The sequence below is a fragment of the Microbispora amethystogenes genome (assembly GCF_016863015.1).
Lineage (GTDB): Bacteria > Actinomycetota > Actinomycetes > Streptosporangiales > Streptosporangiaceae > Microbispora > Microbispora amethystogenes.
On the sequence record NZ_BOOB01000038.1, the window covers coordinates 67,336 to 87,342 of the forward strand.

Below are 20,007 nucleotides of genomic sequence, written 5' to 3' on the forward strand. Positions count from 1 at the left end.
GTTCCTGACGGGGCCACTGGGCGGGGTCCAACTGTCATTTTCTCGCCATCGCGATGCGAGTCCCGGCTTCCGCGAGTGGACAGGTAGGACAATCCACTACCACTCGCCAAAGCCATTGTTTCCAGGTCATCGGCAGCGGCGGGGTGACTGTCCGTATGTGCCCGGGTGGCGGTGTTACCAGGCTGGGTCGCTCGTGCCTGAGGACCTTCCGCAGGAGTGGTCGGCGGCCGGCCGCGACGATGAGGTGATCTGGCGGGTGCTTGAGCTGGCCTACCAGCGGTTCTTCGTGGACACGACGCTGCAGGATTACCGGACGAGGATGTCGCGGGTGCTGTCGGAGGTCCTCGGTGGCGACGAGAAGAGTGATTGACCCTCAGCGTATGAACTCGACGATGTAGGCCAAGGGGACTCGGCAGGTTCAGATGCGGAGGCTGAAACCACGGCTGTCCCATAGATGATCAACTGGTACTCCAGCGTAGACGGTGTTCCCCGACGTCAGGCGCGGTGCCCCAGCGGCAGAGGCCTCCCATCCCATGCGTGGGCGAAACGGCGAGGTCAGCCCTCTGGGATATCCCATCTTTCCTGTCATCTTGTAGGCCGGCCTCCATCTGAACCACTATTCCGGCAAGGCCGCTGGACTGGCCGAGCAAGTCGTCATGGAAGCGACATGAAGGGGTTCGGCGATGCGAAGCAAGATCGCATGGAGGATGTCGAAGGGTGCAGCACTCTCGGCAGCGGTAGCTGGCTTGGTTGTCCTATCGCCAGCACCGCAAGCGAACGCGGGGACATGCAGTCTCGGGTTCATCTGCGGCTACGTCGAAAACTACCTGCCAAGTTCGTACACGGTGAAGGTCGCGGAGCTCGGGGTCGGCTCGGAAACGTGCGTGACCCAAGAGGGGACCTTCACCTGCAAGACGTACTGGCTGCCCAGCGGAACGAAGAGCAAGCAGATCGGCGTCAAGGACGTCGACGCGCTGACAGTCGAGAACGCCGCATGGACCACGAATAACAACAGCACCTGGTTCGGCGCAGGCGCCTGGGAGAGGATCCACGACGACCAGGGGCGTGTTTGCAGCGTGAAGGACGGGCATCCGGCCTGCTATCAGAACTGAACCGCGCCGGGTTTATGAGACTCGGCTGCTTGGTTTGTACCGCGGTGAGTGCGGCCTGTTGGTGACGGTAGTAGATCGCTTCGTTGCAGGTGGGGCGATCTGCCATTCGACGACCATCCGGGAGTACATGTCGATGATGAAGGCCGCGTCCACCCATCCTGACCGGGTCGGCAACCTGCAGTAGGTTCGGCCTCGGCGCGTGGAACTCGCGCCCGGCCAGGTAGGCCGCGTCGAACGTCTTTGTCGGACCCTCCGGGCACGATGGCCGCATGACTGAAGCGCCCCCGATCGACGCGATCGCCGATGAGACCGCCTACGCCGAGGCGGTCCAGCTGGCGGCCGACGCAGCCGCGGCCTATTACGGTGACGGCACCTCCCCGCTGGACGATGACGCCTACGACCGGCTCGTCCGGGGCATCGCCGCCTATGAGAAGGCCCACCCCGGCCAGGTGCTGGAGGCCTCGCCGACGGGCAAGGTCGCCGGAGTCGTGGGTGATGTCCCGCACACCGTGCCCATGCTCAGCTTGGACAACGTGTTCGGGCCCGAGGAGCTGGCCGGCTGGGCCGCCTCGCTGGAGCGCCGGCTCGGCCGCCCGGTGACCGCGTGGTCCGTGGAGCCGAAGCTGGACGGGCTGGCGGTCGCCGCCCGCTACCGTCACGGCCGCCTCGTCCAGTTGGTCACCCGCGGCGACGGGAGCGCGGGCGAGGACGTCTCACACGCGATCGGGACGATCGTCGGCCTCCCCGGGCGGCTCGCCGACCCGGTCACTGTGGAGCTGCGCGGCGAGGTGATGATGACCGCCCGGCAGTTCGAGGAGGCGTGCGCGAAACGGCAGGCGCATGACGGGACCACGTTCGCGAACCCGCGCAGCGCCGCCGCGGGCACGCTGAGGGCGCAGGACCGGCCATACGTGTGCGAGCTGACGTTCTTCGGGTACGGCGCGCTGCCGCTGCCTGACGACACCTCCGACCTCGCCACACGGCTCCGGGAATCGCCGCACAGCCAGGTGATGGACTGGGTCGCCGGGCAGGGTGCGCAGACCACTGCCGGGACCGCGGTCGCCGGCATCGTCGCGACGACTGTGGAGCAGGCGCAGCAGCGGGTCGAGGAGATCGCGGCCGCGCGGCCGGAGCTGCCGTTCGGGATCGACGGCATCGTGATCAAGGCGGATGACGCGGCGGACCAGGCGCAGGCCGGGTTCGGCTCCCGGGCACCGCGGTGGGCGATCGCCTACAAGCTGCCCGCCGTACAGAAGATCACCAAGCTGCTCACGGTGGAATGGAACACCGGCCGGACCGGGGTGATCGCCCCGCGGGCGGTTCTGGAGCCGGTGGAGCTGGACGGCTCCGTCGTGACGTACGCCACGCTGCACAACCCCTCAGACATCACGCGCCGTGGGCTGATGCTGAGGGACAGCGTCGTCGTCTACAAGGCTGGCGACGTGATCCCGCGGGTGGAGTCCCCGGTGGTGCACCTGCGCATCGGCGACGAGCAGCCCATCGTGTTCCCGGAGGAGTGCCCGACCTGCAGTGGTGAGATCGACACCTCCCAGGAGCGGTGGAGATGCGTGCGAGGCCGGAACTGCCGTGCGATCGCCTCGATCCGGTACGCGGTCGGCCGCGACCAGCTGGACGTGGAAGGGCTGGCCGACAACCGCGTCCAGCAGATGCTGGACGCCGGGTTGATCGCCGACTTCGGAGACCTGTTCTTCCTCACGCGTGAGCAGCTGCTGGGCCTGGAGCGGATGGGGGAGGTGTCCACCGACAACCTCGTGGCCGCCATCGACAGGGCCAGGACCAGACCGCTGAGCCGGGTGTTCTGCGCGCTGGGCGTCCGGGGGACGGGGCGCTCGATGAGCCGCCGCATCGCCCGGCACTTCGGCACCATGGAGGCCATCCGTGCGGCCGACGTCGAGGGGCTGCAGAAGGTGGACGGCATCGGCCCGGAGAAGGCGCCCGTGATCATCGCCGACCTGGCCGAGCTGTCCGACCTCATCGACAAGCTCGTCCGCGCCGGGGTGAACATGGCCGAGCCCGATGCGGCGGCGCCCGCCGGCGACCAGGGCGGCACGACCACCCCGGCGTCGGGCGAGGACGAGCCGGGTGCGCTGCCACTGACCGGGATGACGGTCGTGGTCACGGGCACGATGAGCGGGCAACTGGCGGCACTGTCCCGCAACCAGATGAACGAGCTCATCGAACAGGCCGGAGGCCGGGCGTCCTCCAGCGTCTCGGCGAAGACCTCGCTGGTCGTCGCAGGAGACAACGCGGGGTCCAAGAGGGCGAAGGCCGAATCCCTCGGTGTGCGGATCGCTTCCCCGGAGGAGTTCGCCGAGATGGTCGCGCAGCTGTTGTAGGCAGGATGAGTGCGCGGGTACGTCTTGGGGCCTTGTGCCGCACCTTGTCACAGCGGGCGGCGCAGCCCGTCCAGTACGAGGGTGATGACATCGTCGGCCTCGGCCCGCCAATTGGGGCGGTCATGGGCCGCACCGATGCCGTGCAGCGCCATCATCACAGCACCGGCATCCACGTCGTCGCGAACGGCGCCGTCCCGCACGGCGGCGGCCATCAGGTCGGTGACAGCCTGCTCCAACGCCAGGCTGCCCTCGGCGAGGGCGCCCGAGCGATCGGCCATGAGCGTGGCCAGCGTCCGGGCCAGGCCCTCGTGGGCGGCTATGTGGTCGACCATGCCGCGTAGGAAGGCCGCCAAAGCCTCCGCCGCGGGCAGAGTGGCCTGTAGATGGCGGGCGCGGTCGCACAGCGCGGCGACTTCCCCGTGGTAGACCGCCTCGGCCAGCGCCTCCCGGGTGGGGAAGTGGCGGTACAACGTGCCGGTGCCCACCCCGGCCAGGCGGGCGAAGTCATCGAAGCGCAGGTCGAAGAAGTCGCCGGCGTCGAAGACCTCTCGTGCCTTGGCGATCAGGACGTCGCGGTTGCGCCGGGCGTCGGCCCGCAGCGGCTTGTCGGCGGCCATGCGCTCCCTCGCGTTGACAAATGGAGATGACCTCCATATTTTCCAAAGTGGAGATGGTCTCCAGATTGATCGTACCCCACGAGGTGCAGCGTGAAGATCCTGATGTTCGGCCGAGGCGTGATCGCCACCGTCTACGGTTGGGCCCTGCAACAGGCGGGACATGACGTCGAGTTCTACGTCCGGCCGGGTCGCGCGGCGACGTACGGAGACGCGGTGGACCTCGACCTGATCGATACGCGGCGCCGGGTGTGGGGGCGGCGCATCGTCGAGAGGTGGCCGGTGCGCTACCGCGAGGCGCTGGAGCCGGACCACGATTTCGACCTGATCGTGCTCAGCGTGCCGCACCACCGCCTCGCGGAGGCGACGGCCTTCCTGTCCCCGCGTGTCGGCCAGGCCACGGTGCTGGTCTTCGGCAACATCTGGACCGAGCCGACGGCCGCGATCGGCGCACTCCCTGTCGACCAGATCGCCTGGGGCTTTCCCCAGGCCGGTGGCGGTTTCGGGGCGGACGGCGTGCTCCGTGGGATGCTGCTGCCGTCGGTCGTCTTCGGCACGCTCGGCCGGCCCCCGACCGGCCGTGAGCGGGCCGTGCGCCAGGCGTTTCGCGAGGCCGGGCTCCGGCTCAGGGAGCGACCCGACTTCCGCGGCTGGCTGTGGGTCCATTTCGCGTCGGATGCCGGCCTGCTCTCGCAGGGCCTGCGGGCGGGTTCCCTGTCCAAGCTGGTCGGCGCGACGGGCGACCTGCGCGAGGGGCTGCTGGCCGTCCGCGAGCTTCTGCCGCTCCTTGAGGCGCGCGGCGTTGACCTGCGACGTCACCGGGGCGGTGTGCTGCTGTTCCGTGCGCCCACCTGGCTGACGGCCCCCGCGCTCGCCTGGCTGACTGCTCATGTCGCGCTCGCGCGTGTGAGTTTGGCGGCGCACTCCGACCCCGAGGCGGAGGAGCCGCGTGAGGTCTGCCGGGACACCCTGGCCGAAGCGCGACGGTTGGGCATCTCGGTGCCGCGACTGGAAGCGGCGGAACCGCTCTTCGCCCGAGAGGGCACGAGTCGAGCCTGAATTCACCGATGGTTTCGGTCCCGGTGGTCCGCCGAACCGTGAAGATCGGCCGCTCCACCGCCTACGAGGCCCCGGCGGATGCGCACGCCCCGGAGTTCACCCCGTAAGCGTCCTGCCCCGGTACGGGAGCCCGACGGAGTGTCCAGGAAGGCCTACCCGTTGTAGCGGAAGACGACGTGGCCCTGGGGAGGTTTCCAGGTGAAGCCCGCGGCCAGCGCCGAACCGGTACCCGGGATGGCGACGAGGTCCGACCACTCGAAGCCGCTCGACGCGGGAGTGACGGTCTGGCGGATCAGCTTCCGGCTGGTGTGGCGCAGGACGTCGACGGACAAGGTGGTGTAGGCATAGGGATCCTGCCCGTCAGGCGTCGCGGTGATCGACTGCCGGTACGCAGCCGCGAGCACACCGCCCCGGCCGTCGGGGGAGAGGTCCTTGATGATGTCGCCGGGCAGGCGGGTCTGGTGCCATTTCGCGCCGTCCCAGCGCAGCAGGACGGCTCCCGGCTGGGACCAGTCGCCCTGCTGAAACCCCACGGCGACCCAGACGTCCTTCGTTCCCGAGGTGACCAGTGCGTCGATCCGGAGCTTCACGGGCCCGTACGCCGGGGCCGGGGCGGTGGGCACGGCTATCTCGGGCAGTTGCACCCTGCTCCAGGCCAGGCCGTTCCAGCGCCTGACAGACGAAGGCCCGAAGCCCCATATGTCGCCCGGCGACCGTACGCTGACGCCCTTCAGAGAGGCGGGGAAGGGCAGGCTCGTCCAGCGGCCGCTGTGGAAGCGCTTGAAGAATCCCTTCCCTGTGCGGTCGTCACGGCCCAGGATCCAGGTGCCCGCGTCCAGGACGTCCAGGTCGGTGATCGAAGTACGGCCCGAGCCCATGAGCCGCCACCGGCTGCCGTCCCAGCGCGACAGCACCGACCGGGTGGCGGCCGAGATGTCGCCCCTCCCCGGGGCGACGGCCGTGCCGGCGGCCCACACGTTGACCGGGGACGAGGCATCGACCAGCGAGACCTCACGGAGCGGGAACCCCGTGGGACCCGCGGGGTTCACGGTCGTCGTCCATCTGCGCCCGTCCCAGTGTTTGATCAGGGGAGCCGTGGAGTAGGAGCCGTTCCTCGGATCCAACGTCCCGGTCCTGCGCGCACCCACGGCCCACGCGTCGGCGGGCCCGGTGGCGGCGAGGTCGTCGACGGACGAGCCGGCCCCGCCGCGCAGGCTCACCTGCCATCCAGGCGCCGGATCGGCGGCGGCCGAAGGGGCCAGGGCGAGGCCGACGCTGGCCGCGAGTACGAGGGCCAAGGAGGTGCGATAGCCGTCCACATCAAGGAGACGGCGATCGCCGGCCTCCGGTTGCGCCTCCGAAGGTGAACAACAGGCGTCGAGCGATCTCGGGTACGAGCCGGATGAGGACGGCCCTGACGGTCGCGGCCGCTCGTGAACACGGTGAGCATGCGCCGCTCGCAGGCGGCGTGGATCGCTCGCCGCGCGCGATTGTTCCTGCGGTGACCAGATCCGGTGGATTCGGCAACATCCCGGCGAGAGTTACGGGGCGTTGACTTTGTCTCAAGGTATGTCTCATGATGCTGCTACAAACCTTGCGACAAAGGAGGAGTCATGGCCGATGAACCGTTATCGGACACCAGCCCGTCGGCGCGTGCGACGGACCTGCGGCTGGCGGACGCATGGCTGGCCCGGCACGGCCTGTCCGGTGCCCGCCCGACCCCGCTGCTGGCCAGCCGGCTGGCGGTCCGGAGACGCGCCCGCCTCGCCGCTCACCTCATCCTGGCCGTGCTGATCATCGCGAGCGCGCTCGCCGCGGCCTACGACCGGCTCGCCAGTTCCGCCTTCGGCGGCTTCCAGCCGCATCGACCGCTGCCGCTGCTGGCCCTGACCGCGTCGGTGGCTGGGCTCCTGCTGGCACAGTCGCTGCTCGACTGGTGGGTGCGACGCGTCGACCAGCGGGCGGGCGTGACGCTGTCCCGCAGGGCCGCCCATCCGATCCAGCCCGGCTGGCGTGCCGTGCTCGGCCGGCCGTACGCCGTCTTCGCGGTCGCCACCTTCGCCGGTGCGATGGTGCTGGCCTGGAGCGCCCTGGCCGTTCCCGACCCCACCGTGCGGCAGTTGGCCGTCGTCCTGCTGATCGGCCTGCTCGGCGTGACAGCCATCAGCGCCATGCAGCTGCGCCACCTGCTCAGGCGCCCGGTCGTGGCGGAGGACGAGGAGTCGCTGACCGCCGACGTCATCATGCGCGTCGAGGACGCCCGCGACCTCACCACGCCGAGCGTGCAGTGGTCGCTGCCCATGGTGCTGCTGTTCGGCACCGCGCCCGGCTGGTGGAGCGCCGCTGCGGTCGCCTACCTGATCCTGGGCCTGGTCGCGTGCGTCGCGCTCCAAGCCAGGACGCCGTCGAGCGCGACGGTGGCCCGGCGGGTGATGGACGTCCGATGATCGTCATCGACGCGGCCTCGCCGGTGCCGCCGTTCGAGCAGCTGCGAGCCCAACTCGCCCGGCAGATCCAGGATCGCACGCTGGCCGTGGGCACCCGCCTTCCGACCATCCGCCAGCTCGCGGCCAACCTTGGCCTGGCCGTGAACACGGTCGGCCGGGCGTACCGGGAGCTGGAGGAGGCGGGGCTGATCGAAACGCGCGGGCGGGCGGGTTCGTTCGTGTCGGCCGCCGGCGAGGACGGCCTGGAGCGGGCCCGCAGGGCCGCCGCCGACTACGCGGCCGTGGTCGCCAGCGTCGGCATCGACACGGGCGAGGCGATCCGCATCGTGCAGGCGGCGCTGACCTCTGGCACGGTGACACCGGCCTCGTCATGACGCGCCCCGGCCGTGGGGCCACGTCACCAAAGGAGCTGCCGATCAGAAAGCGTCCGCCGAAAAGGGGTGTCAGTGCGATGACGTCTGGCTCGGGTCCGTCTCGGCCTTGCCGGACAGGCGTCGCTGACGCAGGCAAGCCGTCCGCGTTGCCGTACGCGTGGAGAGGGCCCGCACGCCGCGGGTGAGCGGCGCACGGGCCCGGAGTCCATGAACGTGTGGCCGGGTCACGGTCCACGAGCATGGCCACCGGCGTCACCGAGGGAGGGTGGCTCGGCCGGCGAGCTTGTGCGGGCGCGGGGAGGTCCCGGCCCCGCGGCCCGGTCGGAGTCCCTGCGCGGCCGGAGGGCCGGTCGGGGATCCGGTGGGGACGGAGGGGCTCAGGGACGCAGCGCCGCGGCCTCGGCGGCGAGCTTCTCGATCCTCGCGAAGTCGCCCGCGGACACCAGGCTACGCGGTGTCAGCCAGCTTCCGCCCACGCACCCCACGTTGGACAGGGCCAGATAGGACAGCGCGCTCGCGGGGGTGATCCCGCCGGTGGGGCAGAACCGCACGTCGGGCAGCGGGCCGCTCAGCGCCTTGAGATAGGAGACACCGCCGGCCGGCTCCGCCGGGAAGAACTTCAGCTCGCGCACGCCGCGCTCGGCCAGCGTCATCGCCTCGGTGGCCGTGGCCACGCCCGGCAGGAACGGCACGCCCGAGGCGAGCATGGCCGCGAGCAGCCCGGGGGTGGTGCCGGGGGAGACGAGGAACCGGGAGCCCGCCGCGACCGCGGACTCCACGTCCTCCGGCGACCGCACCGTGCCCGCACCGATCACGGCCTCCGGCACCTCGGCGGCGATCCGCCGGATCGCGTCAAGGGCGGCCGGGGTGCGCAGCGTCACCTCGATCACCGGCAGACCGCCCGCCACCAGCGCCCGGGCGAGGGGGACGGCGCTTTCCGCGTCGTCGAGGACGACCACCGGGACGACCGGCGCGAGGTCGAGAAGGTTGCTCATCACAGCTCCACTTCGGGGAATCGTTGGGCGAGCCAGGCGGCCGCACCCGTCAGCGCCGGCTGCTCGGCGACGATCAGGGAGGTCGGGATCGCGGCGGCGTAGTCCGTCAGCGCCGGCGCGGTCGTCTCGAACCGGGCCCGGAACGCGCTGCCCGGGATGCGCGCGGCCAGCCGGGGCAATACGCCGCCGCCCAGGTAGACCCCGCCCCGCGCGCCGAACGTGAGGGCCACGCCACCGGCGAACCCGCCGAGCAGCGCGAGGAAGACCTCCACGGTCTCGACGCACAACGGGTCGTCCGACGAGGTGATCTGCGCCGCCGTCAGCCCGGACGCCGTCGTCCGGGCTCCCGTCGTCAGGGTATCCGCCGTCCGGGCCGTCTCGCGGGCGGTCTCTTCGGGAGCCGTCCGCGACCGAGTGCCCGGTGCGACCCCGCGTACCAGCGCGAGACCGCGGTGCAGGCGCGGCAGCCCGGTGCCCGACAGCAGGTGCTCGGCGTCCACGTACGGCAGGCCGTCGGCGCGCAGGGCCCGGACGATCTCCATCTCCAGGTCCGTCACCACCGGGACCGCCACGTGCCCGCCCTCGCCGGCCACGGGCAGCCAGCCCTCCTGTACGGGGACGAGCCCGGCCACTCCGAGCCCGGTGCCCGGGCCCAGCACGGCCTTCGGCAGGCCGGGCGGTGGCGGGGGGCCGCCGAGCGACACGAGATCGCCGCCCGCGAGGTGCGGCAGCGAGATCGCGAGGGCCTCGAAGTCGTTGAGGAGCACCGTACGCGGGATGCCCAGGTCGGTCACGGAACCCGACCATCCCGCGTTCGTCAGCCGGTACCGGTCCCTGTCGACCGGACCGGCGATCGCCAGGCACGCGGCCCCCGGCCGAACTCCGCCCGCATGTTCTGCGAGATAGGCGGCTACGGCATCGGCAAGGCCGAGATGCTGGGAAACGTCGAGTACGGTTACCGCCTCCGGCTGCCCTCCACGCCGGGTCACCAAACCGAACCGGGCGTTGGTGCCGCCCACGTCGGCGACCAGCCAGGGCAGGCTCACGCGGTGCCCCCGAAGACGCTCGCGCCGCGCTCGGCGGGGCCGACCGTACGGCGGAAGGAGGCGAACAGCTCGCGGCCGGTGCCGGTCCACTGCTCGTCGGTCAGGGGCGCGCCCTCGGGCACGCGTCCGGTGAGGTCGGCGAGCACGGTGAGCGTCCCGGCGGTGGAGTCGAGGCGCACCACGTCGCCGTCGCGCAGCAGCGCGATCGGCCCGCCGTCGGCGGCCTCGGGAGAGAGGTGGATCGCCGCGGGGACCTTCCCCGAGGCGCCGGACATGCGGCCGTCGGTCACGATCGCGACCTTCTGGCCGCGGTCGAGCAGCACGGCCAGCGGCGGCGTGAGCTTGTGCAGCTCCGGCATGCCGTTGGCGCGGGGGCCCTGGTAGCGGACGACCGCGACGAAGTCCCGCCCGTTCAGCTCGCCCCGGTCGAACGCGGCGAGCAGGTCGAGCTGGTCGTCGAACACCAGGGCCGGGGCCTCGATGACCAGGTGCTCGGGCTTGACGGCGGAGACCTTGCTCACCGCGCGGCCCAGGTTGCCCGACAGCATGTGGATGCCCCCGTCGGGGGAGAACGGCTCGGCGACCGGCCGCAGGACGTCGGGGTCGGAGCTGGGCTCGGTCCGCTCCTCCCACACCAGCGCGCCCTCCTTCAGGGCGGGAGCCGTACGGTAGTGGCCGAGGCCGCGCCCGGCCACGGTCAGCACGTCGGCGTGGAGGAGCCCGGCGTCCAGCAGCTCGCCGATGAACACCGCCATGCCGCCCGCGGCGTGGAAGTGGTTCACGTCCGCCTGGCCGTTGGGGTACATCCGGGTGATCAGCGGCACGACCTTGGACAGGGCGGCCATGTCATCCCAGGTCAGGGTGATCCCGGCGGCGGCCGCCATCGTGACCAGGTGCATCGTGTGGTTGGTGGAGCCGCCCGAGGCGAGCAGCGCGACGACCGCGTTGACGATGGCCTTCTCGTCCACGACCTCGCCGAGCGGGGTGTACTCCTCGCCGTGCGGGCCGATCTCCACGGCCCGCCGCGCGGCCGCCCGGGTCAGCGCCCGCCGCAGCTCGGTGTGCGGGTTGACGAACGTCGCGCCCGGCAGGTGGAGCCCCATGACCTCCATCAGGAGCTGGTTGGAGTTGGCGGTGCCGTAGAAGGTGCAGGTGCCGGGGGAGTGGTAGGAAGCCGCCTCGGCGTCGAGCATCTCGCCGCGGCCGATCTTGCCCTCGGCGAAGGCCTGCCGGGCCCGGGCCTTGACCTTGTTGGGCAGGCCGGAGGTCATCGGCCCGGCGGGCACGAACACGGCCGGTAGGTGGCCGAAACGTAACGCGCCGACGAGCAGCCCCGGGACGATCTTGTCGCAGACCCCGAGCAACAGGGCCGCGTCGAACATGTCGTGCGACAGCGCGATCGCGGTCGCCATGGCGATTAGGTCGCGGCTGTAGAGGGACAGCTCCATGCCCGCCCGGCCCTGGGTCACGCCGTCGCACATCGCGGGCACGCCCCCCGCCACCTGCGCGACGCCGCCCGCCTCACGGACCGCCCGCTTGAGCTCCGCCGGGTAGGTCTCGTACGGCTGGTGCGCCGACAGCATGTCGTTGTACGACGTCACGATGGCGACGCCGGGCTTGGCCGCGCCCCGCAGGTCGAGCTTGTCCTCGGCCGGGGCGGCGGCGAAGCCGTGGGCCAGGTTGGCGCAGGCGAGCCGCCCCCGGGCCGGCCCCCGCTCGCGCAGTTCGGCCCCGGCACGGCGCACCCGCTCCAGGTAGGCCCGGCGGGTGTCGCGGCTGCGCGTGACGACACGGTCGGTGACCTCGGAAACCACGGGGTGAACCACGGGGGAAACCACGGGGTCAGTCACGGAAGGTCCTCCTCGTGCCGGGCGCGGCCGCTGCGGCGGGTCCTGCTTTCGCCGGCGCCCCCTGGCACCGGCGGGTCCATCTCGTGCCCTTGCCCGCTGTCGGGGCGAAGGCGTCGATCTGGCACAGGAGGGACAGTATCGGGAAGTTATGCCACTTATCAAGCCTAGTTTTGTAACTCAGAATGAATAAGTCATTGAACTTCGGTGAGCACGTGTGCTTCACTTCTGCTTGATGTCACGTTTAGCCACTCCTGGTGAAGTCCTCCAGCTCATCCGCAGCGGGGAGGCGGTGACGCGCGCCGACATCGGCCGCGTGACCGGCCTGTCCCGGCCGGCCGTCGCGCACCGCGTCTCCGACCTGCTCCAGCGCGGGCTGATCGTGGAGGACGCCGAGGGACCGTCCACCGGGGGCCGCCCGCCCATGCGGCTGCGGTTCCACGCCGGTGGGGGAGTCGTCCCGGTGGCCTCACTCGGTGCCCGCCGCACCCAGATCGCGATCTGCGACCTCGCGGGGGAGGTGCTGCACCGCACCGACATCGACATCGACGTCGAGGAGGGCCCCGGCGTCGTGCTCCCCCTGCTCATGGACACCTGGGAGAAGCTGCTGGACGGCCGTGACGACGTGGCCGGCATCGGCCTCGGCGTCCCCGCCACCGTGGAGTTCGCGGCGGGACGGGTCGAAAGCGCCCGCGTCATGGCGAGCTGGACCGGCGTGGTGATCCCGCCCGTCATCGCCGAGAGGTTCGGCGTGCCGGTGCTCGTGGACAACGACGTGAACGTCATCGCGATGGGCGAGCACCGGAGCGTCTACGCCGCCGAGCTCGACGACCTGCTGTTCGTGAAGGTCTCCACCCGGATCGGCGCGGGGGTGATCTCCGGCGGGGGCATCCTGCGCGGCGCGCTCGGCGCGGCCGGGGAGATCGGCCACATCCCGGTGCGGGACGGCGGCGGTGTGCTGTGCCGCTGCGGCAACCTCGACTGCGTCGACTCGGTCGCCAGCGGTACCGCGATCCTCCGCGACCTGCGCGCCAAGGGCCGCGACGTCGCGTCCCTCGCCGACGTGACCGCCCTGGTGCGGGCGGGCGACGCCGAGACCATGGCCGTCGTACGGCAGGCGGGCCGCTGGCTGGGCGAGGTCATCTCCGGCGCGGTCAACCTGCTCAACCCCTCCGTCGTGGTCCTCGGCGGCGACGTCGCCGAGATGTTCCAGCCGCTGGTGTCGGGCGTACGCGAGATCGTCTACCGGCGCTCCACCCAGCTCGCCACCCGCAGCCTGCGCATCGAGCGCGGCCGGCTCGGGCCGGGCGCCGGGATCACCGGCTGCGCCCTCATGGTCCTCGACCACGTGCTGTCCGCCCAAGCCGTCGACGCCGGCCCCCGCTGAGCCCCGCCGCGCTGATTCCTGTCACCCGGTGAGCCACGGCGCGGCCCGCCGCCCGCCCGCTGATCATCGTGTGCTCGCCGCCACGCCGGCTCCGCTACCCGTTGAGCAAGCCGCTTTCCCCTCATCCCGCCGGGGCGGGACACGGCGGCGGGCGCTTCGAGCCGGGCACGCCCGGTTCGGCTCCTCTGATCGGCCGGTACGGCTCCGCCAGGTGGCCCGTCCGGCCGCCCCGGTAGATGAGAGTGGCCGGGCCGAGCGGTCACCACATCGCGCCCATGGGCGGAGGCCGCGCACTCCACTGATCCACCACGGTGGGAGTCGTCGTGCGACCGCCGTCGAAAGGTCACGCCGTGGAACACGCGCAATCTCCCGCCGAGTCGCTTCGCCGCCCGCCGGGCGGTTCGCCCTCGCCGATGTCCTCCTCGTCGCCCGGGGGTGCGAGATGTCCCCGGAGGTGAGGCGCCGCCGGTTGGCGCGGATCGCGGTCCGCGCCCTCCTCGCGCTGGTCCTGCTCGCCGTCCTCGCGACGGTGGGGACGTTCGCCGCCGTCAACCGGGGCGGCCGGCGCCAGACGGAGGCGCGACTCGGGGCCGATCCCCGGCTCGACGCGCCGGACACGTTCCCGATCCCGAAGGTCGAGGCGCCCGACGTCGTGGGCTGGCCCGCAGGCGTGACGCCCACCGCGCCCGAGGGGTTCGCCGTCACCCGGTTCGCGGGCGGGCTGGACCACCCCCGCTGGCTCTACCGGCTTCCCGGCGGCGACGTGCTCGTCGCCGAATCCGCCACCTCGCCGAAGCCCGCCGAGTCGGTCGTGATGGGCGTCCTGTCCTGGCTACGCCGCAACGACGGCGCGACACGGGAACGGAGCGCGAACCGGATCACCTTGCTGCGCGACACCGACGGCGACGGCGTCGCCGATTTCCGCAGCACGTTCCTAAAGAACCTCAACCAGCCGTTCGGCATGGCCCTGCTGAGGGCGGCGCCGCCGTACGCGGTCGAACCGGACGCCCGGCCGGGCACCGAGGTCGCGTTCTACGTCGCCGGCACCGACGGCGTGTGGCGTTTCCCGTACCGGCTCGGCGAGACCCGGATCACCGCCCCGGGACGGAAGATCCTCGATCTGCCGGCCGGAGGCTACAACAACCACTGGACCCGCAACCTGTTCGCCGCCGCCGACGGCTCCACGCTGTACGTCACGGTCGGGTCCGGAAGCAACGCGGGCGAACACGGCCTGGAGGCCGAGCGCGGGCGCGCCGCCGTGCTCCAGGTCGATCCCGATGGAGGCGGCGCACGCGTCTACGCGTCGGGGATCAGGAACCCCAACGGCCTCGGCCTCCAACCGGCCACCGGCACGCTCTGGGCGGTCGTCAACGAACGCGACGTCCTCGGCGACGACGTGTCCCCCGACTACCTGACGAGGGTCCGCGACGGCGACTTCTACGGCTGGCCGTGGAGCTACTGGGGCCACCACGTCGACGACCGGGTGACGCCCGCGCGCCCGGACCTGGTGGCCAGGGCGCTGCGCCCGGACTACTCGCTGGGCGCCCACACCGCCCCCCTGGGGCTGGCCTTCTCCACGGGCACCGCGTTTCCCCCGGCCTACCGGGGCGGTGCGTTCATCAGCGAGCACGGGTCGTGGAACCGGGGCGATCCCGTCGGCTACAAGGTCGTCTACGTGCCGTTCGCCCACGGCATGCCCAGCGGCAGGCCACGGGACTTCCTCACCGGCTTCAAGCCCGACCCCGGCGGCAGCATGACGTACGGACGCCCTGTCGGGGTCATCCTCGACAGGGCCGGGGGCCTGCTGGTCGCCGACGACGCGGGCGACACCGTGTGGCGCGTGCGCCACGCGGATGACACCGTCTGGACCGCGACCCGGTGGAGGTGACGCTCCGAGAGGCCGGTCAGCGGCCGTGCCCCCGACGACCACGTGTCGGCCGGCCTGGTCCGGAGCCCGCTCCCCGGGATCGTCACTCGGAGAAGCCGGCGCGCCTGAGTCGTTCGATCATCTCGTCCATGGTCCTCGGTTCGAGCCAGGCGGCCGTGCTGCCTCCCCGTAGCGGTTCCCGCCCGCCGACGAGAGTCCTCTCGGATCCCAGCCGCACCAGGCCGGGATCTTCGAGGACGAGCCCCTGAGGAGGAATACTCATGATCTTCGCGCCCGGAGGAAGCGGATCGCCGGGCGCGTGGACGGTCTGCTCGTACGCCGGGCGTTCCCGGGGGAACACCAGCACCCGCGTTCCCGCCGGGATCGCCCTCTCGAAGTCCGCCACGGACTTGTCCAGCCTCCACAGCTCGGGTGGAAGCGCATCGTCGCGGATGACGGCGCCCTGGTCGAACTCGATGAAGACGACGCCGTCGCGGATGGACGCGGCCGACCTGACCCCCTTCAGAGGAGTGGTGATCCGCACCCGCATGAGGACGCGATAGTCGAGCGGGCCGCCGGGGTAGCTGTCGAGTGCCGGGCCCTGCTGCCAGCCGTCCACACTGCCCGCCGCGACGATAGGTCGTCGCGCGGCGAGAGCTTCGGGAGAAGGCACCGGGTCGTAGTCCATTCCGCTCTGACGGAGCGGCGACAGATCCAGCGTGCCGTTGACCGGTTCCGTGGCCGTCCGCGCCGGGCCGGGGGCAGGCCCGTGAGGGACCGCGTCGTTCGCCGGGGCGGCGCACGCGCCAAGGGGCAGCATGGCCGCCAGCAACAGGGCTCCGCGACGGGTCATCCGTCTCCGTCCTCTCCGTCGGTTCGGCACGCGCCGGCAGGGGTTTACGTGATCATCGCGCACTCCCGTGCGCCGCGCACCGGCACCGCGAGACCACCGCGCGAGGGTCCCAGCCCGGCCATGCCGCGGGGAAACGGAGATGTCGGCCGGTGGCACTAGGCTCTGTGGCGATCTTCCCTCCCTCCAGGAGTCCTTCGTGCGTGAACGTGTCCGCCGTGTGGTCGAGTCGCCGCGGTTCCAGCAGGTGATCACCGTGGTGATTCTGCTCAACGCGGCCACGCTGGGCGTCGAGACCTCGGCCGTGGCCGTCGCCCGCTACGGCACGGTCCTGCACGTCGCCGATCACGCCGCGCTCTACGTCTTCGTCGCGGAGATCCTCGCCAAGGCGTACCTCTACCGGTGGCGCTTCCTCCGCGACCCCTGGAACGTCTTCGACACGCTGATCATCGGTATCTCGTTCCTCCCCACCGCGGGCGGGCTGTCGGTGCTGCGGGCCCTGCGCGTGCTGCGGGCGCTGCGGCTGATCTCGGTGGTGCCGTCGCTGCGGCGGGTGGTCTCCGCGCTGCTCACGGCGATCCCCGGGATGACCTCGATCGTGGTCCTGCTCGGCCTCGTGCTGTACGTCGCCGCCGTGATGGGCACCAAGCTGTACGGCGCCTCCGCACCCGAATACTTCGGCGACCTGCCGACCTCGCTGTTCACCCTGTTCCAGGTCATGACCGGGGACGGCTGGTCGGACATCAACCGTGAGGTCATGGACACCCACCCCTCCGCCTGGATCTACTTCGTGGTGTTCGTGCTGATCTGCACGTTCGTCGTGCTCAACCTCTTCATCGCGGTCGTGGTCAGCGCGATGGAGGAGGAGAGCCAGGAGGAGCGCAGGGCCGAGCGGCGGGAGGACGGAGAGGTGCTGGCCGAGATGGCCGCCCTCCGCGCCGAGATCCAGGGCCTGCGTCAGGCCATCACCGACCGCGTCCCCTCCTGACGGAATCCGGCCGCGGTTCCGACGCCTGATAATCGTCACGGCGCGGGTCTGCCGGGTGAGGTGCCAGCGCGTCGGTGGGAGAAGGCGACGATCACCGCGATCAGCACGGTGCCTGCCCAGACGGAGATCAGCACCCGCCCGGTGCGCTCGTCGGACGGTGCCGAATCCATGGGTGACGGCGGATCGTTCTGGTTCAGGAGAGGCCGTACCTGGCCCTGATGTCCCTGGCCTGTTCGGTGGTGACCTCGGACGGGGTGTTGGCCAGAGCGCGCCGCAGGTCGGACAGGACGGCGTCGGCGCAGCCGCGGACGCGGGTGCGATGGAGGGTCAGTTGTTCGTCGAACCGCTGCGCGGCCGGCCCCGTCCACACGCGCCCGGAGTGGAAGGCGCGGCACTGCCTTTCGAAGTCGTTCGTGACCTCCGTGAGCATCGGCTCCGCGGTACGCAGCGTTTCGCGGAGAGCCACATAAAGCGGATTGGGCACGAGTTCGGCCACGCCAGTCAGCCCTTTCCGGCGGACGGGGTTGGGGCGGGTGTGCCGGCCGAGGTGATCAGCTTCGGCGCGATCAGCTTCATCAACGCCACCACATCGGCCTCGTTGTCCCGCCCCTCGACGCCTCTGTCCAGCCTGACGATGAGTAGCGCAGTGCCCCGGGCGATGGTCGCGTGCGCGGAGGCGTGTTTGCTGAACGGGTCCTTGCCGTAGTAACCGATGGCTCCGGGCATGATCGACGGCAAGGGGGAGGCGCCGATTCGCAGCTGATCTTTGACTCTTTCTTCAGTTCCCATGGGGACCAAGATGATCTGCAGAACCTTCATTCGGTCGCCGTTTCGTTGGTACACGGCGCAGTTTCCATCGCCAAGGCCGCTGGGGCGGTCGAAGTTGAAATAACCACTCACCAGCGGATCGCGTTCTCCGGTCATCAACTCGACGGCCTTGAGCGGAACCAGATGACAAATGTACGGCGGGGCGGCGACTGTCGGTAGTGGCGTTCGGTCGACTTTGGCTTCCCCGTGTTGGCAGGCGGCAGCAAGGGCAAATAAGCAGATGAGTCCTACCGCTCTGACAGCCCGTGACATTGCTATCATTTGAACTCGGTGAAAGCTTGGGTATAACTCTGGTTCAGGTGATCGAGGAGTTGTCTCCAGCGCTTTCCTATCAGATTCTCGTCGCGAAGCCAGCGTTTGTAGGCGTCGAGTCGTTGCTGCCCGACCGCAGTACCGTCACTTGTTCTGTCGATCATCTCATCCCTGCTCATGATGGTCCGGCCGTCCTTGAGGAAATTATTGGGGCTGTCGCGCGGATCCTCGCTGTGCTTGAATTCCTTGAGTGCGGCCCACGGGTGAGTCCGCGCGGGCGGGTCCGAGGGGCCGAAAAGCTCGTGCTTGAGCATCGCCTGCACGGTGAGATCCTCAAGGAGTTCCCGGGTTTTGACCACCGCGAGATTGGCTTTCGGTTTGGCCTCGTCCTCGAAATCCCCTGTCGCGCTGTCTTCTATTCGCCCGGTCCATGCGCCTGCGATACCGGCCACGACCGGCCATACCCCTGATTGCGGTATCGCGAGGCCGGTGTTGGCGATGGCGGTTAGGATCTTCAGGTTCCTTTCCTGAGCTTCGTCGAGATCCTTGCCCTGCTCTATTCTGGCCAACCCGGCCGCATCTGTGATCAAGCCGAAGCCAGATCCGATCCACTGGGTCTGTGTTGAGAGCGTCTCATCACGCTGGTTGAGGGCCATCTCGGCGGCGCCGTGATCGAGGAGTTTTTTGGCGAATGCCGTCTGGGCTGTCGCGACTGTGCTGAAGGCCGTGGGGTCGACGAATGCCTCGGTCATCACCGCAAGGAGTGCTTCCCTCGTGACGCGTAGGCCCCATGGAACCGGTCCGGGAATGCTGGGATCATCGGTATGCCCAACGCCAGGCACGATCGTGTCACCGGAATCAGAGGTAACGCGATTCACGTCGAGGATGTAGCCGGCGAGGATTTTGGCGGTGGTGGTGGGCGGAACGGAGGGCGGGAGGCCCTTGGAGATCCGCTCGGCTTCCAGGTGGAGGAACCGGGAGGCCAGCAGGGCGGAGAGGTATCCGCGCGAAGGCTGCTCCTTCGAGCCGTCGTGGTCGCGGAAGGTGAGCATGGCGGCCTCCAGCGCCCTGCCCAGCGCCGCGCCGTCGTCCGGCATGTACGGCCACCTCAGGTAGCGTTCCAGCGCCTTGGGATCACCCAGGAAGAAATCCTGAGCCGCTACGGGATCACGGGCGAGGGCCTCCATGAGGGTCTTTCTGATGGCGGGTTCGCCGGACATCGCCGCCATGTGCTTGTCGATCTGCCTGGCCACCGCCACAAGGAAGGCGGAGGCGAAGGTGCCGTGCTTGAGCGCCAGCGCCAGGGCGTAGGCCGGACGCCAGTCGACGATGGCCTTGTCGAGCGCTCCCGTGAGCTCGTCCCGGTAGGCCGGCGCCAGGCGTGGGCTCGCGGTGCCGAGGGTCGCGCCGAGGGCCTTCTGCAACCGCTGCATGGTCGCGTCATCGGTGTGCTCGACGGTTTTCACCAGTAGATCGCGAAGCCGCGCGGCGCCCAGTGTGGTCATCAGCGCCAGGGCGAAGGCCGAATCCCCCGTGCGCTTCTCCAGTGCCGCCACGGTCTTCGCGTCGATCTCGCCGTTCCCGGCCGTCTCGGTGAGCTTGCCGGCCGCCGCGTACACATCGGGATCCCGGCCGGCTTCGCCGTACAGCTTCTCGTCGAAGGCGGCCAGGCCGGCCGGGAGAGCGGAGGAGGCCGCCCACTCGCCGTGCTCGGCGCGGATCGTGTCGCCGCGCCGCCGCAGGTCGGGGCGTGTGCTCTGGATCCAGCCCTGCGCCTCACGCAGGGCGCCCAGCCGGGAGGTGTCCAGGTCGAGCCGCTGCAACATGCCGCGGATCCTCGGCTCGGCGCGGCCGATGGAGTCCTGCGCCCGGCCGAGTCCGCGCTCGAAGTCGTCCATCGCGGCGGGGTCGATCCCGGCGAAGCCCCCGCCGCGGTTGACCCAGCCCTCGGGTGGTGGCGTGGGTTCCGGCCGGCCGGGAGCGA

At 70.6% G+C, this 20,007-nt stretch carries 19 protein-coding genes; 9 read left to right on the top strand and 10 right to left on the bottom strand.

All coding sequences use genetic code 11. The features are described from left to right. The first annotated feature begins 193 nt into the window (after positions 1–193). The 3 genes from Mam01_RS24185 to ligA all read left to right on the top strand — a co-directional run bounded on the left by Mam01_RS24185 (position 194) and on the right by ligA (position 3,469). Positions 194–370, top strand: a complete 177-nt coding sequence (locus tag Mam01_RS24185) for a hypothetical protein (protein ID WP_191910213.1) — start codon at positions 194–196, stop codon at positions 368–370. A 313-nt stretch (positions 371–683) separates the two neighbouring features. Beyond that, positions 684–1,112 (top strand): hypothetical protein, encoded by a 429-nt coding sequence (locus Mam01_RS24190; protein ID WP_204287499.1) that lies wholly within the window; start codon positions 684–686, stop codon positions 1,110–1,112. A gap of 269 nt (positions 1,113–1,381) precedes the next feature. Continuing rightward, positions 1,382–3,469, top strand: a complete 2,088-nt coding sequence (gene ligA, locus Mam01_RS24195; RefSeq protein ID WP_204287500.1) for an NAD-dependent DNA ligase LigA — start codon at positions 1,382–1,384, stop codon at positions 3,467–3,469. 47 nt (positions 3,470–3,516) lie between these two features. Here ligA and Mam01_RS24200 read toward each other — a convergent pair whose 3' ends face one another. Further along, a complete protein-coding gene (locus tag Mam01_RS24200; protein WP_204287501.1) occupies positions 3,517–4,086 on the bottom strand; it encodes a TetR/AcrR family transcriptional regulator in 570 nt (189 codons plus the stop codon). 90 nt (positions 4,087–4,176) lie between these two features. Here Mam01_RS24200 and Mam01_RS24205 point away from each other — a divergent pair, with 90 nt between their 5' ends. Continuing rightward, a complete protein-coding gene (locus tag Mam01_RS24205) occupies positions 4,177–5,142 on the top strand; it encodes a ketopantoate reductase family protein (RefSeq protein ID WP_204287502.1) in 966 nt (321 codons plus the stop codon). A gap of 152 nt (positions 5,143–5,294) precedes the next feature. On the opposite strand, the gene Mam01_RS24210 is transcribed toward Mam01_RS24205, so the two are convergent. Next, complete coding sequence (locus tag Mam01_RS24210; RefSeq protein WP_204287503.1) at positions 5,295–6,440, bottom strand: hypothetical protein; 1,146 nt, start codon at positions 6,438–6,440, stop codon at positions 5,295–5,297. A gap of 315 nt (positions 6,441–6,755) precedes the next feature. Here Mam01_RS24210 and Mam01_RS24215 point away from each other — a divergent pair, with 315 nt between their 5' ends. Beyond that, complete coding sequence (locus Mam01_RS24215; RefSeq protein WP_204287504.1) at positions 6,756–7,589, top strand: hypothetical protein; 834 nt, start codon at positions 6,756–6,758, stop codon at positions 7,587–7,589. Further along, entirely contained in the window at positions 7,586–7,963 is a 378-nt protein-coding gene (locus Mam01_RS24220; RefSeq protein WP_204287505.1) for a GntR family transcriptional regulator, read from the top strand. The genes Mam01_RS24215 and Mam01_RS24220 overlap by 4 nt, the downstream gene beginning before the upstream one ends. A gap of 377 nt (positions 7,964–8,340) precedes the next feature. Here Mam01_RS24220 and eda read toward each other — a convergent pair whose 3' ends face one another. Genes eda through edd form a run of 3 tightly spaced genes read right to left on the bottom strand, consistent with a single transcriptional unit; the run spans position 8,341 to position 11,854 of the window. After that, positions 8,341–8,958: a bifunctional 4-hydroxy-2-oxoglutarate aldolase/2-dehydro-3-deoxy-phosphogluconate aldolase gene (gene eda / locus Mam01_RS24225; protein ID WP_111697242.1), complete on the bottom strand. Its 618-nt coding sequence runs from the start codon at positions 8,956–8,958 to the stop codon at positions 8,341–8,343. Further along, entirely contained in the window at positions 8,958–10,004 is a 1,047-nt protein-coding gene (locus Mam01_RS24230) for a glucokinase (protein ID WP_204287506.1), read from the bottom strand. The genes eda and Mam01_RS24230 overlap by 1 nt, the downstream gene beginning before the upstream one ends. Beyond that, the gene (edd, locus tag Mam01_RS24235) at positions 10,001–11,854 is read right to left on the bottom strand and encodes a phosphogluconate dehydratase (protein WP_204287507.1); all 1,854 of its coding nucleotides are present in this window, start codon (positions 11,852–11,854) and stop codon (positions 10,001–10,003) included. Before edd ends, Mam01_RS24230 begins: the two co-directional genes overlap by 4 nt. Positions 11,855–12,086: 232 nt before the next feature. Here edd and Mam01_RS24240 point away from each other — a divergent pair, with 232 nt between their 5' ends. Together Mam01_RS24240 and Mam01_RS24245 are read left to right on the top strand one after the other, a co-directional pair. Continuing rightward, positions 12,087–13,238, top strand: coding sequence for an ROK family transcriptional regulator (locus tag Mam01_RS24240; RefSeq protein ID WP_204287508.1), 1,152 nt, complete (start codon positions 12,087–12,089; stop codon positions 13,236–13,238). A gap of 442 nt (positions 13,239–13,680) precedes the next feature. After that, positions 13,681–15,126, top strand: coding sequence for a PQQ-dependent sugar dehydrogenase (locus Mam01_RS24245; RefSeq protein ID WP_204287509.1), 1,446 nt, complete (start codon positions 13,681–13,683; stop codon positions 15,124–15,126). Positions 15,127–15,208: 82 nt separating this feature from the next. Here Mam01_RS24245 and Mam01_RS24250 read toward each other — a convergent pair whose 3' ends face one another. Beyond that, positions 15,209–15,958, bottom strand: coding sequence for a hypothetical protein (locus Mam01_RS24250; RefSeq protein WP_204287510.1), 750 nt, complete (start codon positions 15,956–15,958; stop codon positions 15,209–15,211). Between the two features lie 196 nt (positions 15,959–16,154). On the opposite strand from Mam01_RS24250, the gene Mam01_RS24255 reads away from it, so the two are divergent. Then, complete coding sequence (locus Mam01_RS24255; RefSeq protein ID WP_204287511.1) at positions 16,155–16,943, top strand: ion transporter; 789 nt, start codon at positions 16,155–16,157, stop codon at positions 16,941–16,943. A 35-nt stretch (positions 16,944–16,978) separates the two neighbouring features. Here the strand turns inward: Mam01_RS24255 and Mam01_RS37410 are convergent, their stop codons facing one another. The 4 genes from Mam01_RS37410 to Mam01_RS24270 form a co-directional block, all read right to left on the bottom strand. Continuing rightward, positions 16,979–17,113, bottom strand: coding sequence for a hypothetical protein (locus Mam01_RS37410; RefSeq protein ID WP_275409073.1), 135 nt, complete (start codon positions 17,111–17,113; stop codon positions 16,979–16,981). A gap of 23 nt (positions 17,114–17,136) precedes the next feature. Continuing rightward, positions 17,137–17,373, bottom strand: coding sequence for a hypothetical protein (locus Mam01_RS24260; RefSeq protein ID WP_204287512.1), 237 nt, complete (start codon positions 17,371–17,373; stop codon positions 17,137–17,139). A gap of 71 nt (positions 17,374–17,444) precedes the next feature. Beyond that, the gene (locus tag Mam01_RS24265) at positions 17,445–17,867 is read right to left on the bottom strand and encodes a hypothetical protein (protein ID WP_204287513.1); all 423 of its coding nucleotides are present in this window, start codon (positions 17,865–17,867) and stop codon (positions 17,445–17,447) included. Positions 17,868–18,028: 161 nt separating this feature from the next. Continuing rightward, positions 18,029–19,921 carry a hypothetical protein gene (locus Mam01_RS24270; protein ID WP_204287514.1) on the bottom strand — a complete coding sequence of 631 codons (1,893 nt, stop codon included), beginning with the start codon at positions 19,919–19,921 and terminating at the stop codon, positions 18,029–18,031. Positions 19,922–20,007 lie beyond the last annotated feature (86 nt).

Bases quoted from the DNA above. Each gene is read 5' to 3' on its own strand.
- Mam01_RS24200 (WP_204287501.1), bottom strand. From the start codon at position 4,086: ATGGCCGCCGACAAGCCGCTGCGGGCCGACGCCCGGCGCAACCGCGAC.
- Mam01_RS24250 (WP_204287510.1), bottom strand. From the start codon at position 15,958: ATGACCCGTCGCGGAGCCCTGTTGCTGGCGGCCATGCTGCCCCTTGGC.
- Mam01_RS24240 (WP_204287508.1), top strand. From the start codon at position 12,087: ATGTCACGTTTAGCCACTCCTGGTGAAGTCCTCCAGCTCATCCGCAGC.
- Mam01_RS24265 (WP_204287513.1), bottom strand. From the start codon at position 17,867: ATGACCGGAGAACGCGATCCGCTGGTGAGTGGTTATTTCAACTTCGAC.
- Mam01_RS37410 (WP_275409073.1), bottom strand. From the start codon at position 17,113: ATGGATTCGGCACCGTCCGACGAGCGCACCGGGCGGGTGCTGATCTCC.
- ligA (WP_204287500.1), top strand. From the start codon at position 1,382: ATGACTGAAGCGCCCCCGATCGACGCGATCGCCGATGAGACCGCCTAC.
- Mam01_RS24270 (WP_204287514.1), bottom strand. From the start codon at position 19,921: ATGGACGACTTCGAGCGCGGACTCGGCCGGGCGCAGGACTCCATCGGC.
- Mam01_RS24215 (WP_204287504.1), top strand. From the start codon at position 6,756: ATGGCCGATGAACCGTTATCGGACACCAGCCCGTCGGCGCGTGCGACG.
- Mam01_RS24220 (WP_204287505.1), top strand. From the start codon at position 7,586: ATGATCGTCATCGACGCGGCCTCGCCGGTGCCGCCGTTCGAGCAGCTG.
- Mam01_RS24190 (WP_204287499.1), top strand. From the start codon at position 684: ATGCGAAGCAAGATCGCATGGAGGATGTCGAAGGGTGCAGCACTCTCG.
- Mam01_RS24260 (WP_204287512.1), bottom strand. From the start codon at position 17,373: ATGCTCACGGAGGTCACGAACGACTTCGAAAGGCAGTGCCGCGCCTTC.
- eda (WP_111697242.1), bottom strand. From the start codon at position 8,958: ATGAGCAACCTTCTCGACCTCGCGCCGGTCGTCCCGGTGGTCGTCCTC.
- Mam01_RS24245 (WP_204287509.1), top strand. From the start codon at position 13,681: ATGTCCCCGGAGGTGAGGCGCCGCCGGTTGGCGCGGATCGCGGTCCGC.